The organism is Sedimentimonas flavescens (assembly GCF_025154035.1).
GTDB lineage: Bacteria > Pseudomonadota > Alphaproteobacteria > Rhodobacterales > Rhodobacteraceae > Rhodobacter > Rhodobacter flavescens.
In genome coordinates, this window is the sequence record NZ_JAOALJ010000003.1 from 252,201 (window position 1) to 266,311 (window position 14,111).

Annotated in this window: 13 protein-coding genes and 1 riboswitch; of the genes, 8 read left to right on the top strand and 5 right to left on the bottom strand. The window is 67.7% G+C overall.

Annotated elements, in window-relative coordinates:
* Positions 1 to 34: 34 nt before the first annotated feature.
* From motA to N3C64_RS07810, 3 genes are all read left to right on the top strand, one after another.
* Positions 35 to 904, top strand: coding sequence for a flagellar motor stator protein MotA (motA, locus tag N3C64_RS07800; protein WP_260013703.1), 870 nt, complete (start codon positions 35 to 37; stop codon positions 902 to 904).
* Entirely contained in the window at positions 901 to 3,036 is a 2,136-nt protein-coding gene (locus tag N3C64_RS07805; protein ID WP_260013704.1) for a hypothetical protein, read from the top strand. The genes motA and N3C64_RS07805 overlap by 4 nt, the downstream gene beginning before the upstream one ends.
* A gap of 66 nt (positions 3,037 to 3,102) precedes the next feature.
* Positions 3,103 to 5,415: a Tex family protein gene (locus N3C64_RS07810; protein ID WP_260013705.1), complete on the top strand. Its 2,313-nt coding sequence runs from the start codon at positions 3,103 to 3,105 to the stop codon at positions 5,413 to 5,415.
* Here N3C64_RS07810 and cobS read toward each other — a convergent pair.
* Genes cobS through cobU form a run of 3 tightly spaced genes read right to left on the bottom strand, consistent with a single transcriptional unit; the run spans position 5,412 to position 7,659 of the window.
* Entirely contained in the window at positions 5,412 to 6,155 is a 744-nt protein-coding gene (gene cobS / locus N3C64_RS07815) for an adenosylcobinamide-GDP ribazoletransferase (RefSeq protein WP_260013707.1), read from the bottom strand. The two genes, N3C64_RS07810 and cobS, sit on opposite strands and share 4 nt — an antisense overlap.
* Positions 6,152 to 7,156 (bottom strand): nicotinate-nucleotide--dimethylbenzimidazole phosphoribosyltransferase, encoded by a 1,005-nt coding sequence (gene cobT, locus N3C64_RS07820; RefSeq protein ID WP_260013709.1) that lies wholly within the window; start codon positions 7,154 to 7,156, stop codon positions 6,152 to 6,154. Before cobT ends, cobS begins: the two co-directional genes overlap by 4 nt.
* Positions 7,156 to 7,659: a bifunctional adenosylcobinamide kinase/adenosylcobinamide-phosphate guanylyltransferase gene (cobU, locus tag N3C64_RS07825; RefSeq protein WP_260013711.1), complete on the bottom strand. Its 504-nt coding sequence runs from the start codon at positions 7,657 to 7,659 to the stop codon at positions 7,156 to 7,158. The genes cobT and cobU overlap by 1 nt, the downstream gene beginning before the upstream one ends.
* Before the next feature lie 67 nt (positions 7,660 to 7,726).
* Between cobU and N3C64_RS07830 the strand changes: the two genes are divergently transcribed.
* From N3C64_RS07830 to cobD, 4 genes are read left to right on the top strand one after another with little or no spacing between them, the layout of a single operon-like run.
* Positions 7,727 to 8,305 carry a histidine phosphatase family protein gene (locus N3C64_RS07830; protein WP_218629954.1) on the top strand — a complete coding sequence of 193 codons (579 nt, stop codon included), beginning with the start codon at positions 7,727 to 7,729 and terminating at the stop codon, positions 8,303 to 8,305.
* Positions 8,302 to 9,090: a propanediol utilization protein gene (locus tag N3C64_RS07835; RefSeq protein WP_260013712.1), complete on the top strand. Its 789-nt coding sequence runs from the start codon at positions 8,302 to 8,304 to the stop codon at positions 9,088 to 9,090. The genes N3C64_RS07830 and N3C64_RS07835 overlap by 4 nt, the downstream gene beginning before the upstream one ends.
* Positions 9,087 to 10,025, top strand: a complete 939-nt coding sequence (cbiB, locus tag N3C64_RS07840; protein ID WP_260013713.1) for an adenosylcobinamide-phosphate synthase CbiB — start codon at positions 9,087 to 9,089, stop codon at positions 10,023 to 10,025. The genes N3C64_RS07835 and cbiB overlap by 4 nt, the downstream gene beginning before the upstream one ends.
* Positions 10,025 to 10,975 carry a threonine-phosphate decarboxylase CobD gene (gene cobD, locus N3C64_RS07845; RefSeq protein WP_260013714.1) on the top strand — a complete coding sequence of 317 codons (951 nt, stop codon included), beginning with the start codon at positions 10,025 to 10,027 and terminating at the stop codon, positions 10,973 to 10,975. Before cbiB ends, cobD begins: the two co-directional genes overlap by 1 nt.
* A 25-nt stretch (positions 10,976 to 11,000) precedes the next feature.
* Here cobD and N3C64_RS07850 read toward each other — a convergent pair whose 3' ends face one another.
* Positions 11,001 to 12,446, bottom strand: coding sequence for a cobyric acid synthase (locus tag N3C64_RS07850; RefSeq protein ID WP_260013718.1), 1,446 nt, complete (start codon positions 12,444 to 12,446; stop codon positions 11,001 to 11,003).
* Positions 12,447 to 12,710: 264 nt separating this feature from the next.
* The gene (gene cobO / locus N3C64_RS07855; RefSeq protein WP_260013720.1) at positions 12,711 to 13,337 is read right to left on the bottom strand and encodes a cob(I)yrinic acid a,c-diamide adenosyltransferase; all 627 of its coding nucleotides are present in this window, start codon (positions 13,335 to 13,337) and stop codon (positions 12,711 to 12,713) included.
* Between the two features lie 39 nt (positions 13,338 to 13,376).
* Positions 13,377 to 13,606: riboswitch (cobalamin riboswitch) on the top strand.
* A 90-nt stretch (positions 13,607 to 13,696) separates the two neighbouring features.
* Here cobO and N3C64_RS07860 point away from each other — a divergent pair.
* Positions 13,697 to 14,110: a DUF1636 family protein gene (locus N3C64_RS07860; protein WP_260013722.1), complete on the top strand. Its 414-nt coding sequence runs from the start codon at positions 13,697 to 13,699 to the stop codon at positions 14,108 to 14,110.
* The last annotated feature ends 1 nt before the right edge of the window (position 14,111 follow it).

Below are 14,111 nucleotides of genomic sequence, written 5' to 3' on the forward strand. Positions count from 1 at the left end.
CGGGGCAGGATCGCGCAAACGATGGAGTCTGCGCATGATCGGGATAATCGGCATCGTCATCATCTTTGCCATGGTGTTCGGCGGCTATGTCGCGGCCGGCGGCAAGATGGGGATCATCCTCAAATCCCTGCCCTTCGAGATGATCATGATCGGGGGAGCGGCGGCGGGCTCGTTCGTGCTGTCGAACGATACCGCCGCGATCAAGCACACGCTGAAATCGGTCGGCAAGGTGTTCAAGGGGCCGAAGTGGAAACCCTCGGATTACCGCGATCTGCTGTGCCTTCTGTTCGAGCTGATCCGGCTGGCGCGGCAGAACCCCGTCGCGGTGGAGGAGCATATCGAGGCACCCGAGGCCTCGTCGATCTTCGGTCGCTATCCCAAGATCGCGCATGACCACGAGGCGGTCGATCTGATCTGCGACACGTTGCGCTCGGCTTCGATGAATTATGACGATCCGCATCAGGTCGAAGAGGTGCTCGAAAAGCAGCTTGAGGCAAATTACCACCACGCGATGCATTCAAGTCATGCGATGCAGTCCGTGGCCGATGCGTTGCCCGCGCTTGGTATCGTCGCGGCGGTGCTTGGGGTGATCAAGACCATGGGCTCGATCGACCAGCCGCCCGAGATCCTCGGCAAGATGATCGGTGGCGCCTTGGTGGGCACGTTTCTGGGCGTGTTTCTGGCCTACGGGTTCATCGCGCCCTTCGCGACCCGGATCAAGGCGATCATCGACGAGGACAGCCATTTCTACAAGCTGATCCGCGAGGTGCTGGTAGCTAATCTGCACAACCACGCCACCAATATCTGCATCGAGGTCGGGCGCCAGAACACGCCGCATCACATCCGCCCGAGCTTCTCGGAACTCGAAGATGCGCTGAAGGCCGTGAAGGCGGAAGCAGCTTGATCCGCGCGGCCTTGATCGTGCTTGTGCTGGCGCTGGCCGCACCGGTCTTGGCAGAGCCAGTGGCGGTGCGCTCGGGCGAGCATGAGGGGTTCACGCGGCTGGTGTTTCCCCTTCCGTCGGGGATGGGGTGGGGGCTCGATCATGCGGACGGCGTCTACACGCTGCGCCCAGATGGCCCGGTCGATGGCTATGATCTGAGCGCGGTCTTTCGGCTGATCCCGCGCACCCGCGTTACCGAAGTGGCTGCGCTTCCTGGCAAGTCGGATGTCTCGATAAGCGTGGCCGAGGGTGTGGAGGCCACCGCGTTCGAGACCGCGGGTGGCGCCGTTGTGATCGACTTTCGCGAGGCGCCTGAGCCGCATGTCGCTCCGTTTCCGCGCCCTGCTCTGCCGTCCTATTCCGAACGGTTTCGGGCGTTTGAGGCCCCCGGCAGGTCGGAACTGCCCGAACCCGCCCTCGCCCTGCCGCAACCGGATCGCCGCATCCGCGCCGCCGAAGAGGATCTGCTGCGCCAGATCGGGCGAGCCGCGTCGCAGGGGCTGATCCATGTTGACCCTGCGGCGATGCGCCTGCCCGAGATACCCGTTGCCCCGCCACAGCCCCCGGCGGAGATCGGCGACCATCTCGCGCTGCATTCCGAAACCGCTTTCGATCGTGCAGGGGTTGGCCCGGCGGATCAGCCGATGGTTTCCGACCATGGTGAGCGCTGCCTGCCTGACCGGTTGTTCGATGCGGCGGCCTGGCTTGATGACAGGCCCCCGGCCGAGCAGATCGCCGCGGCGCGCAACGGCCTTCTGGGCGAGTTCGACAAACCGCAGCCCGATCAGGTCGTGGCCCTGGCGCGGGTCTATGTCGCGCTTGGTTTCGGGGCCGAGGCGCGTTTGCTCTTGCGCTCGCTCGCGGCGCCAAGCGACACGACGCGCGCGCTCGAATTCATGGCAGCGGTGGTTGAGGATCTGCCGCGCCCCGACGCAAAAGCGATCCTGACGATGGGGAAGTGCAACGGCAAGGTCGCGCTTTGGGCGCTGCTTGGTGCGCGCGGCACACCGTCGCGGTGGGATTACGATCTGGGGGCGGTATTGCGCGCCAATGCCGCGCTGCCGCCGGGATTGCGCACCGTGATTGCGCGGCGGCTTGCCGATCGGCTGATCGCGCTTGGTGCCGAGGATGCCGCGCAGGCGGTTTGGAAGGCGCTCGAACGCGCCCCGGCCGAGGTTTCGGCGCCGCTCGGGCTGATTGGTGCGCAGCTTGGCGAGATGCCCGAGAGCAAGCTGGTCGAGTTGATGCGGAGCAATCAGGAAAGCGCGGTCGACGCGCTGATCCAGTTTGTCGAGGGGCGCTTTGCGAGGGGTGAGGCGATGGATGACGGCACCATTTCGCAGGCCGAGGCGCTGGCGGTTGAGCTGCTGCCCTCCGCGAAGGGGGTTGCCGTTCTGCGCGCGCAGATCCTCGGGCTTGGTTCGGTCGGACGGTTCGATCCGGCCTTTGCCGCGCTCGCTGGCTGGCCCGAAGCGACCGACGAGACGTTGCGCGTTACAACCACCGCCGATCTGATCGGACAATTGTCCGATGTGCCGGACGATGCACTGTTCCTGCGCGCTTTCTATGCGCGGCGGGCCATGATTGAGGCGGCCGAATTGCCGAAGGTTACACGCCTGCAGCTTGCCGAAAGGCTGCTCGATCAGGGGTTTGCCCCGGCGGCGCGGACAACTTTGGGCGCGCTCGGTCAGGGCGAAGAGGGGCGCCTGCTTTTGGCGCGCGCTGCGCTGCTGGAGGGCGATGGCCCGGCGGCGCTGGCGCATCTGGGGGCGCTCGACGGTGCGCAGGTAGCCGCGTTGCGCGCGCAGGCGGCGGCGCTGATGGGGCAATATGTGCTGGCGCGCAACGCTTTTCTTCAGGCGGGCGATACGGATGGTGCGCGCGCGGCCGCCTGGCGCAGCGCCGATTGGGATGCGGTGTCGCAAGAGGGCAGCGAGGCGCAGCGAGACCTGCTGGCGCTCTACTCCACCCCACCGGGTGCCGAGGACGGACCGCTGGCGGCCTCGCGCGCGCTGCTAGCGCGCAGCCGGGCCGAGCGCGCGGCTTTCGCTGCGCTGATGGAGAGTTTCTCAGCCCCGCAGGCGCAGCCCTGATCTGCCCTCTTGGCCCGGCCGCCGCCGCCCGCTAAGAAGGCTGCCCAGCCAGCCGGGAGGACAGCCTTGGAAACCGAACAGCGCATTGCCCAGACCATCGCCAAAGACATTGGCGCGCGCCCCGAACAGGTGCGGGCGGCAACCGCCCTGCTGGACGAAGGCGCAACGGTTCCGTTCGTTGCGCGTTACCGCAAGGAAGTCACCGGGGGGCTGGATGACACGCAACTGCGCCTGCTGGCCGAGCGCCTCGGCTATCTGCGCGAGATGGAGGCGCGGCGCGCGGCGATCCTCAAGTCGATCTCCGAGCAGGACAAGCTGACCGACGAGCTTGCGCGTCAGATCCAGCAGGCCGAGACCAAGGCGGCGCTGGAGGACATCTACCTGCCCTACAAGCCCAAGCGCCGCACCAAAGCGATGATCGCGCGGGAAAACGGGCTTGGCCCGCTGGTCGAGGCGATCCTCTCTGACCGCGCGGCGGACCCCGAGGTGCTGGCGGCGGGCTATTTGTCCGAGGCGGTGCCCACGGTCAAGGATGCCCTGACCGGCGCGCGCGACATCGTGGCCGAGGGCCTGACCGAGAACGCCGCGCTTCTGGGCGATCTGCGTGCCTTCCTGCAGAAAGAGGCTCTGCTGACGGCAAAGGTCATCGCCGGGCAGGAAGACAAGGGTGCCAAGTTCTCTGACTATTTTGACCATCGCGAGCGGTGGGCGGATGTACCCTCGCACCGTGCGCTGGCGATGCTGCGGGCCTCGAACGAAGGGGTCGTGACGCTGGACATCGCCCCCGACGAAGAGGGCGTCGCGCGGGCCGAGGCGATGGTCGCCGCGGCGCTTGAGGCGCGCGGCACCGGCAAGGCCGATGCTTGGTTGCGGGCTGCGGCGGGCTGGACCTGGCGCGTCAAGCTGAGCCTGTCGATGATGCTTGACCTGCTAGGCGATCTGCGCGGCCGGGCACAGGATGAGGCCATTCAGGTTTTCGCCCGTAACCTCAAGGATCTGCTGCTGGCCGCACCGGCAGGCGCGCGCCCGACGCTTGGCCTAGACCCCGGAATCCGCACCGGCGTCAAGGTCGCCGTGGTCGATGCGACCGGCAAGGTGGTCGAGACGACGACGGTCTATCCGTTCCAGCCCAAGAACGATCTGCGCGGCGCACAGGCGGCGCTGATGACACTGATCGCGCGCCACGGGGTTGAACTGATCGCCATCGGCAACGGCACCGCCAGCCGCGAGACCGAGCGTATGGTCGCCGACCTGATCCGCGCGCTGCCCGCCTCCGTCATGGCGCCGACCAAGGTGGTGGTGTCCGAGGCCGGGGCCTCGGTCTACTCGGCCTCGGAACTGGCGGCGCGTGAATTCCCCGATCTGGACGTGAGCCTGCGCGGCGCCGTGTCGATCGCGCGGCGCCTGCAGGACCCGCTCGCGGAGCTGGTGAAGATCGAGCCGAAGTCGATCGGTGTCGGTCAGTATCAGCATGACGTCGATCAGCACCGGCTTGGGCGCTCGCTTGAGGCCGTGGTCGAGGATGCAGTGAACGCGGTGGGTGTGGATCTCAACACTGCCTCGGCGCCGCTTCTGGCGCATGTCTCCGGCCTCGGGCCGGGGCTGGCCGAAGCCATCGTGGCGCATCGCGATGCGAACGGCGCCTTTGCCGCGCGGCGCGATCTGCTGAAGGTCGCGCGCCTTGGCCCCCGCGCGTTCGAGCAATGCGCGGGCTTCCTGCGTATCCGCGATGGATCCGAGCCGCTCGATGCCTCGGCCGTCCACCCCGAGGCCTATGACGTCGCGCGCCGCATCGTGAAGGCCTGCGGGCGCGACATTCGCGCCCTGATGGGCGACAGCGCGACGCTCAAACGCCTGCGCGCCGAGGATTTCGTCGATGCAAGCTTTGGCCTGCCGACCGTGCGCGACATCCTGTCCGAGTTGGAAAAACCGGGCCGTGACCCGCGACCGAGCTTTGTCACCGCGACCTTCACCGACGGGGTTGAGGAGATCACCGACCTCAAACCGGGCATGGTGCTGGAAGGCACCGTCACCAATGTCGCGGCCTTTGGTGCCTTCGTCGATATCGGCGTGCATCAGGACGGGCTGGTCCATGTCAGCCAGCTGGCGGACCGGTTCATCAAAGACCCGCATGAGGTGGTGAAAGCGGGCGATGTAGTGAAGGTGCGCGTGACCGAGGTGGACGTGCCACGCAAGCGCATTGGCCTGACCATGCGCAAGGATGGCGGCACCAGCGCCAAGGAGGATCGCGCCGCGCGGGACGCCAACAAGGGCGCGCCCAAGGGCAAGGCTCCGCGCGGGCCGATGCAGGCGGGTCCGAAGGGTGGCGATACCGGTGCGTTCGGCGCGGCGCTGCTCGATGCGTTGAAAAAACGCTAAGCGCGGGCGGCGAGGGTCAGGAGCGCGCCGATCTCGGCCAGTTGCTGCGCGGTGCCCAGAACGTCGCCGGTCTGCCCGCCGATCTTGCGCCGGGCGAGGGCGGCGAGGCTGAGGCCGAGCACGATCTGAACGGCGATGGCCGCGCCCATACCGGGAACGGCCAGCGCGGGTAGCACTGCGATCACGGCGGCGATGATCGCGGCGCGGGCGGTGACGCCACTGGCTGCGCGGCCAAGCCCGTCACTGCGGGCGGGCGGCATCGCGGCCAATAGAGCGGCAGAGGCCACGCGGCTGGTCATCGCCACGACGACAATCGCAAGCCAAGGCTGGGCTGTTGTTGCCAGCAGGCTGAGCGCCTGCCAGCGCAGCCCGACCGACAGGATCAGCCCAAGCGTGCCGTAGGAGCCGATGCGCGAGTCGCGCATGATCTCTAGCCGCCGGGCGGGGTCATGGCCGCCCCAGAACCCGTCGCAGACATCGGCCAGACCGTCTTCATGCAGCGCGCCGGTCGCGGCGATCTGCGCCGCCAGCGCGAGGCCGGCCGCCAGCATGGGCGGCAGCCCAAGCGCCATTGCGCCGCTTAGAACAACCGCAGCAATCGCACCGACCGCCAGACCGGCCAGCGGAAAGGCCCAGGCACTGGCGCCCATCGAGGGCGCGGGCTCGGGCAGGCGTCCGGCGGGCAGCCGCGTGAGCAGCATCACCGCCAGTTGCACCTGTCCAAGCGCCGCGCGGATCATGCCTCGGAGACCCCCGCCTCGCCAAAGGTGGCCATGCCGTTGTGGCACTCCAGCGCCGCGCGCAGGATACCAAGCGCCAGTGCCGCGCCCGAGCCTTCGCCAAGGCGCATGTCGAACTCGACGATGGCTTTCTTGTCGATGGCGGCCAGCAGGCGGCGGTGGCCCGGCTCGGCCGAGGCATGGCCGACCACGCAGTGATCGAGCAGGCGCGGATCGGCGGCATGCAGGGTCGCGGCGGCGGCGGTGCAGATGAAGCCATCAAGGATCACCGGGATACGCGCGGCGCGCGCCGCGAGAACCGCACCGCAGATCGCCGCCTGTTCGCGCCCGCCAAGGGCGGCCAGCGTTGCCATGGCGTTCTGTCCACCGTGCCGCGCAAGGCCCTTTTCGATAGCCACGATCTTGCGGCGAATGCCTTCCGCGTCCGAGCCGGTGCCCGGCCCGACCCAATCGGCAGGCGTCGCGTCGAACAGCGCCGAGGTGAGCGCCGCAGCGATCGTCGAGTTACCGATGCCCATCTCGCCCAGGATCAGCACATCGGCGCCGGTGTCCACCGCTGCCGCGCCACGGTTCATCGCGTCGAGCGTTTCGGCCTCGGTCATCGCGGGGCCGGTGGTGAAGTCGGCCGTGGGATTGTCCAGATCGAGCGCGACCACGCTCAGATCGGCGCCATTCGCGCGGCAAAGCTGGTTGATCGCCGCGCCGCCATGTTCGAAATTCGCCACCATCTGCGCGGTCACGGCCTGCGGGTAGGGGTTCACGCCCTGCGCGCAGATGCCATGGTTGCCGGCAAAGACCAGCGCCTGCGCCTTGGTGATCGCCGGGCGGTCGGTGCCGCGCCATTCGGCCATGAACAGCGCCAGATCCTCAAGCCGGCCAAGCGATCCCGGGGGCTTGGTCAGGCTGTTTTGCCGCGCAAGGGCAGCAGCGCGGGCGGCGGCATCGCGGGCGGGCAGGGTGTTTGCCAGGGCGGCGATCTGGGACAGGGACTCGAAGCGCATCACTTTACTTTCAGTGGCAGGCCCGCGACGGCAAGCGTGACTTCGTCCGCCACTGCCGCGACCCATTGGTTAAGAAGACCCGCGGCATCGCGGAAGTCTCGGGCAAGCTTGTTTTCGGGCACGATCCCGGCGCCGATTTCGTTGGTGACCAGCACCACGGGGCTGGCCTGCCGGGGCAGGGCTGAAACCAGTTCGCGCCCTGCTAATTGCCAGTCATGGCCGCCCAGCATCAGGTTTGTCAGCCACAGTGTCAGACAATCGACCAGCCGGGGCTGGCCCTCGGTCAGGTTCAGCGCACCGACCAGATCGAGCGGTTCGGCATGGGTCACCCACTCGGCGCCGCGCCGCTCCTGATGCGTTGCGATGCGCTTTTCCATTTCTGCATCAAAGGCTTGGGCGGTCGCGATATAGCTGGCCGGGCGCCCGAATGCGAGCGTCCGCTCCTCAGCGATACGGCTTTTGCCCGAGCGGGCGCCGCCAGTGACCAGAATGATGCGAGTCATCGTGCCTCTTGTTCCTTGCGCGCTGACAAAGCAGAAACGGCGCTAAGACGGAAGGAGAAATGCGACCATGGCCCGTGAGGAGGCGACCGAACTGCTTTTGATCCGGCATGCGCCGCAGATCAATGGCGGGCGATTGGCGGGGCGCAGGGACGTTCCGGCGGATTGCTCGGATGCGGCGGCCTTCGCCGGGATGCGCGCGGCCCTGGGTGTGCCGCCTGCGCTTGTGGTCAGCCCCGCGTTGCGTTGCCAGCAGACGGCGGGCACCCTCTGGCCCGAGTTGACCGGACAGACCGATCCAAGGTTCTGGGAGCAGGATTTCGGCGCGTGGGAGGGGCTGCCCTTCGGCGATCTGCCCGACATTGGCGCGCTTTCGACGGCCGAGCTGGCCGAGCACCGACCGCCGCAGGGAGAGAGCTTTGCCGATCTGCATGCGCGTATCGCCCCGGCCCTGCACGATGTCGGCGGGCGCGGCGGGCAGGTGGCCATCGTCGCCCATGCCGGGATCGTGCGGGTGGCGCTGGCGCTGGCGACGGGGTCGGTTCCGGGCGGTCTGGCGTTTCAGATCGCGCCATTGTCGCTGACGCGGGTGCAGGTCCATCCGCGCGGAGGCTGGTCGGTGGCCGAGGTAAATCGGGTGTTCGCGTGATCCATGTGCCAGGCCATTTCGGAGAGTTCCTTCAGGGGCGTATCGGGCCTTCGGGTCCGGTTGCGCTGATCTCGGTGCCGTGCCCGGCGCTTGGGGTGCGCGGGCAATCCGCGCCGCGCGCGGGGCTGAACCTGCATGGCGGGCTTCTGACCCCTGCGCTTGCGCGGCAGATGCTGGCGCGGCTGAACCTGCGCCCGCGCGGGTATTTTGCCCTGCACCCGATGGCTGAGCCCGGCTGCGGTACCGGCGTTTCGACGGCGAGCCTCGTTGCGTTGGCGTTGCTGGCTGGCTGGCGCGGGCACCCTCAGGATCTGGCGGCGGCCTGTATTGATGTCGAGGGCGCCTCGGACCCGCTGATGTTCGTGCGCCCCGAGCGGATGCTCTGGGCCTCGCGTCAGGGGCGGTGCCTTGCGTCGCTGCCGCCCGTGCCGCGCTTCGAGATGATCGGTGGCCTTTGGGGGGCGCCGCGGCGCACGATTGCCACGGATAGCGACTTTCCCGACATTGCCGATCTCGTGCAGGCCTGGCGCGGGACAAGCGATCTTGCCGGGTTCGCCGCGCTTACCTCGGAAAGCGCCGCGCGGACGCTGGCGCTGCGTGGCCCCGCTGGCGATCCGACGGCCGAGCTTGCGTGGCGTGCAGGGGCCCTTGGCTACTGCATCGCCCATACCGGCGCGGCGCGCGGGCTGATCTTTGCGCCGGGATGCGTTCCGGCCGGCGCTGTTCAGATGCTGCGCGATGCAGGTCTGCGCGGCGTGATCCAGTTTCGCGGAGGCTCGGCATGAGTTTCGCCGCGATGATGCTGGTGGCCATCGGCTGCGATCTGGCCTTCGGCTGGCCCGCTGCCCTTTACGCGCGGATCGGCCATCCGGTGACCTGGATCGGCGCGCTGATCGGCTGGCTTGACCGCAGCTGGAACTTCGAGGGGCCTGCGCGTCGCCTGCGCGGGGTGGCTGCGGCCCTGCTTGTCATCGGGCTGACCGGGGGGATCGCCTTGGCCGTGCAGTCGGCCCTGCCGCAGGGTTGGCCGGGTATTCTTCTGGGCGGCATTCTGGCCTGGCCGCTGGTGGCACTGCGCTCGATGCATGATCACGTTGTCGCGGTCGCGCGCCCCTTGGTGGCGGGCGATCTGCCCGCCGCGCGCCATGCCGTGTCGATGATCGTCGGCCGCGACCCGAGTCGTCTGGGCGAGGCCGGTGTCGCCCGCGCCGCGCTGGAAAGCCTCGCCGAGAACAGCTCCGACGGGATCGTGGCGCCGCTGTTCTGGGGCGTGGTCGCTGGGTTGCCGGGGATTGCGGCCTACAAGGCGATCAACACGCTCGATTCGATGATCGGTCATCGCACCCCGCGCCATGAGGAATTCGGCTGGGCCTCGGCCCGGATCGACGATCTGGTGAACCTGATCCCCGCGCGGCTGAGCGGGCTTTTGTTCGCGCTGGCCTCGGGGCGCGCGGGCCGGGCGCTGGCCTGCATGATGCGCGATGCGCGCCATCACCGCTCGCCCAATGCGGGCTGGCCCGAGGCGGCAATGGCCGGGGCGCTTGGCGTGCGGCTGTCGGGCCCCCGCATCTACGCCGACCGCGTGGCCGAGGAGCCTTGGGTGAACGGCGCCTGCCCCGATCCGGGGGCGGTTGACCTTGACCGGGGACTTGCGCTTTACCGCCGCACGATGTTGGGTCTGACCGCGCTGATCGGGGCGCTGGCGGTGCTGGGGATGTGATGCGCGATCACGGTGGGAATATCGACTGGGCCAAGGCCCATTACGGCGGGGATGACTGGATCGACCTCTCGACCGGCATCAATCGCGTCCCCTATCCGCTGCCTGCCCTGCCGCCCGAGGCCTGGACCATGTTGCCCACTGCCGAGGCCAAGGCGCGCCTGATGAGCACCGCCCAAGCCGCTTTCGGAACGAAGGCGCCGGGCGTGGCGCTTGCCGGGGCGCAGGCGGCGATCCAGCTGATCCCGCGCCTGATGCCACCGGGTCAGGCCCGCGTTCTGGCTCCCACCTATAACGAACATGCGGCCTCGCTGCGTGCGGCGGGCTGGAGTGTCACCGAGGTTTCGGCTCTTGAGGATCTGGCGGGTGCGGATCTGGCCATCGTGGTCAATCCGAACAACCCCGATGGGCGCAGTCATGCGCCCGAGGCTCTGCGCGCGCTAGCGCAACAGGTAGGCCAACTGATCGTTGATGAGAGCTTCGCCGACCCGACGCCCGCGCTTTCCGTGATCGCCGATCCCGGCCCGATCCTCGTCCTGCGCTCCTTCGGCAAGTTCTGGGGCCTTGCAGGGGTGCGCCTAGGGTTCGCCTTCGGCCCTGAGGGCCTTATCGCCCGCCTCTCGGATATGGCCGGCCCCTGGCCCGTCTCGGGCGCGGCGATCGAGATCGGCTGCGCGGCGCTGGCTGATGCCGATTGGCGGCGCGACACCATCGCGCGGCTTGAAGCCGAGGTCATCCGTATCGACGCCATGGCAGAGAGGGCGGGCTGGTCCCTGGTCGGCGGCTGCGCGCTTTTCCGCACCTACGCGACGCCCGACGCCGCATCGGCGCAAAAGCACCTCGCGCGCCATCAGATCTGGAGCCGCATCTTCCCCTATTCGGACCGCTGGATCCGCCTTGGCCTACCGGGCTCCCCCGCCGAATGGGAACGCCTGCAATCGGCACTGACCTAACGCGCGAGCGACAATATCCCCGCGCCTAACGCGCGAGCGACAATATCCCCGCGACGTCAAGATGCGCCTCGACGTGATCGGCCAGCGCGTCGAGCGCCGCCTCGACCCCGGACGAATGGCTGAGCCCCGAGGCGGCAATGCCGATCTGCCCAAGGAAGGCCGCGCGGAAGGCATCGGCGGCGAAGAGCCCGTGCAGATAGCTGCCCGTCACACGCCCACAGGCCGAGATCGCACCCTCGGGCTGGCCCTCGACCTTCGCAAAGGCGCGCGCGCGGTCCGGGCCTTCGGTGCGGCCGATGTGGATCTCGTAGCCCTCAACCTCCAACCCCGAGGCGGCGTGCACCGCCCGCGTGCGCGTCAGGCGCTTGTCGGGCGTCATTTCTGTCTCGACGTCGAGCAGCCCGAGGCCCGCCGTTTCCCCCGGAGCGCCCTCGATCCCGCCGGGGTCGCGGACGACACGGCCGAGCATCTGATAGCCGCCACAGATGCCCAGCACATGCCCGCCGCGCCGGTAATGCGCCATGAGGTCGATGTCCCATCCCTGCGCTCGCAGAAACTCCAGATCGCCCCGCGTGGATTTCGAACCCGGAATGATCACCAGTTGCGCATCGCAGGGGATCGTCTCGCCCGCGCGCACCATGACCAGATCGACGCCCGGCTCGGCCTTCAGCGGGTCGAGGTCATCGAAATTCGCGATGCGTGAAAGCGCGAGGCAGGCGATCTTGACCCCGCCCGAGGAGGGTCCGGATCGCAGGTCGAGCGCATCCTCGGCGGGCAGCTTATGCGCTTGCGCAAACCAGGGCAGCACCCCGAACCCGCGCCAGCCCGTGCGTGCCTCGATCAGCCGGTAGCCGTCGTCGAACAGGCTCGGGTCGCCACGGAACTTGTTGATCAGGAAACCGGCGATCATCGCCGCATCCTCTGGGTCGAGCACGGCCTGCGTTCCCACGATCTGCGCGATCACCCCGCCGCGGTCGATGTCTCCCGCCAGGATCACCGGGACATCGGCGGCGCGCGCAAATCCCATATTGGCAATGTCGCCCGCGCGCAGGTTGACCTCGGCGGGAGAGCCTGCCCCCTCGACGATCACAAGGTCATGCGTTTGCTTGAGCCGGTTGAAACTTTCCAGCACCGCACCCATCAACTGAGGCTTGAGCGCCGCATAGTCGCGCGCCTTGACAGTCGCGACCCGCTTACCCTGCACCACGACCTGCGCCCCGACATCGGTTTCGGGCTTCAGCAGGATCGGGTTCATATCGGTGATAGGCTCAAGCCGAGAGGCCAGCGCCTGCAAGGCCTGCGCCCGCCCGATCTCGCCGCCGTCCGCCGTCACCGCTGCGTTATTTGACATGTTCTGCGGCTTGAACGGCGCAACACTCAGCCCGCGCCGCAATGCTGCGCGGCACAGCCCCGCCACCAGCATCGACTTGCCCACGTTTGAACCTGCACCCTGGATCATGATCGCCGTCATCAAACCCTCCCGATGCTGCGCGGTTTGAAACTGCGGATGCCTCCGGCGGAGGTATTTTCAGCCAAGAAGAAAGGGAGAAGATTTGGGCGCCGCACCTCGGGCCGCCGAAGCGGGGGAGGCGCGGCGCTTTCTCCTTGGGCGGTCATCGGGACCTCTCCCTGTACCGCAAAACCATCTTGGCTGATCACGGTTAAGAAACCCTTTCCGTTCTTCTTGGTCGAAATACCTCGGGGGTCCGGGGGCTGGCCCCCGGTCCGGCCTTTGTTAGAACTCGACGCCCGGTTGGCCCTTTACGCCTGAGCGGAACGGGTGCTTGACCAGTGTCATCTCGGTCACCAGGTCGGCCGCTTCGATCAGACCCTCGGCGGCATTGCGGCCGGTCAGAACGACATGAGTCAGGGCGGGTTTCTCGTTACGCAGGAACTCCAGTACTTCGTTCAGGTCGAGGTAATCGTAGCGCAGCGCGATGTTGATCTCATCAAGCAAGACCATGCGGATCTCGGGGTTGCGGATCAGCTCCTTGGCCTTTTCCCACCCCGCACGGGCGGCGGCGATGTCGCGTTCGCGATCCTGGGTTTCCCAAGTGAAGCCCTCGCCCATCGCGTGGAACTGGCAAAGATCGCCGAAATTCTCGGTCAGAAGCCGGCGCTCGCCCGTATCCCAGGCGCCCTTGATGAACTGCACGACGGCGCACGGCATGCCGTGCGCGATGCAGCGCAGAATCATGCCGAATCCCGAGGAGGACTTACCCTTGCCTGACCCGGTATGGACGATGATCAGGCCCTTCTCGCCCGATTTCGTTGCCATGATCTTGTCCCGCGCGGCCTTCTTCTTTGCCATCTTGGTGGCGTGGCGGTCGGAATCCTTACGGTCGTCGCTTTCAGTGGTCATTGCGGCGGTCCTCGTTCTTGACAAAGGGGGGCGCCTGTCTCAGGGAAAGGGCGCGCTGGTCCTGTCCTATGACAGGTGAAGAGGGAATGCGACAAGGTTTGCGACCGAGAGACGTCCAAACCCGAAGCGCAGCCGCCCCCGCGACCGTGACCGGAGAGGTCGGCCCGACCACTGGCAGATGCCGGGAAGGTGGGCCAACCGATGGGCCTACCCACCTCGGGGGCCCGGGATCCGCAAGCCGGGAGACCTGCCCGCGCGAGGAAATGAACGGGCGGACGGGGTGTTCCGCAACCGGCAGGCGGCCCTCGATCGGGCGCGCCTCTGGATAGCGCCCCGGTCGCCGCACGAAAGGGGCCTCGATGAGCGCCATTCTACATGTCTGTACGACCTGCCGCGCCTCGGAGACGGTTTGCGATGGCTGCCCGAACGATCGGGTCGTAAACGGCAGTTGCGCGGGTTGTCCGCTGAACGTCGCGAGCGATGAGCGCGCGGGTGCCATGCTGTACCGCGCTCTGGAACGTCGCGGCGCGCCCGCAGGCGTCGAGATACGACCCGTCGAATGCCTCTCGGCCTGTTCCAATGGCTGCTCGGTCGCGCTCAGCGCGCCGGGCAAATGGACCTATGTCTATGGCCGCATGACCTCGGCCGATGCCGCCGACATCCTTGAAGGCGCAGCCGCCTATGCCGCCAGCGAAGACGGCCTTGTGCCGTGGCGCGAGCGCCCCGTGATTTTCCGCAAGCAAAGCCTTGCCCGTATTCCCCCGCAGGAGTGAG

Excerpts from the sequence above, each read along its gene's own strand:
- motA (WP_260013703.1), top strand. The coding sequence starts at position 35 with ATGATCGGGATAATCGGCATCGTCATCATCTTTGCCATGGTGTTCGGC.
- cobS (WP_260013707.1), bottom strand. The coding sequence starts at position 6,155 with ATGATCCGCGCGGCGCTTGGACAGGTGCAACTGGCGGTGATGCTGCTC.
- cobT (WP_260013709.1), bottom strand. The coding sequence starts at position 7,156 with ATGCGCTTCGAGTCCCTGTCCCAGATCGCCGCCCTGGCAAACACCCTG.
- cobU (WP_260013711.1), bottom strand. The coding sequence starts at position 7,659 with ATGACTCGCATCATTCTGGTCACTGGCGGCGCCCGCTCGGGCAAAAGC.
- N3C64_RS07830 (WP_218629954.1), top strand. The coding sequence starts at position 7,727 with ATGGCCCGTGAGGAGGCGACCGAACTGCTTTTGATCCGGCATGCGCCG.
- cbiB (WP_260013713.1), top strand. The coding sequence starts at position 9,087 with ATGAGTTTCGCCGCGATGATGCTGGTGGCCATCGGCTGCGATCTGGCC.
- cobD (WP_260013714.1), top strand. The coding sequence starts at position 10,025 with ATGCGCGATCACGGTGGGAATATCGACTGGGCCAAGGCCCATTACGGC.
- N3C64_RS07850 (WP_260013718.1), bottom strand. The coding sequence starts at position 12,446 with ATGACGGCGATCATGATCCAGGGTGCAGGTTCAAACGTGGGCAAGTCG.
- cobO (WP_260013720.1), bottom strand. The coding sequence starts at position 13,337 with ATGACCACTGAAAGCGACGACCGTAAGGATTCCGACCGCCACGCCACC.
- N3C64_RS07860 (WP_260013722.1), top strand. The coding sequence starts at position 13,697 with ATGAGCGCCATTCTACATGTCTGTACGACCTGCCGCGCCTCGGAGACG.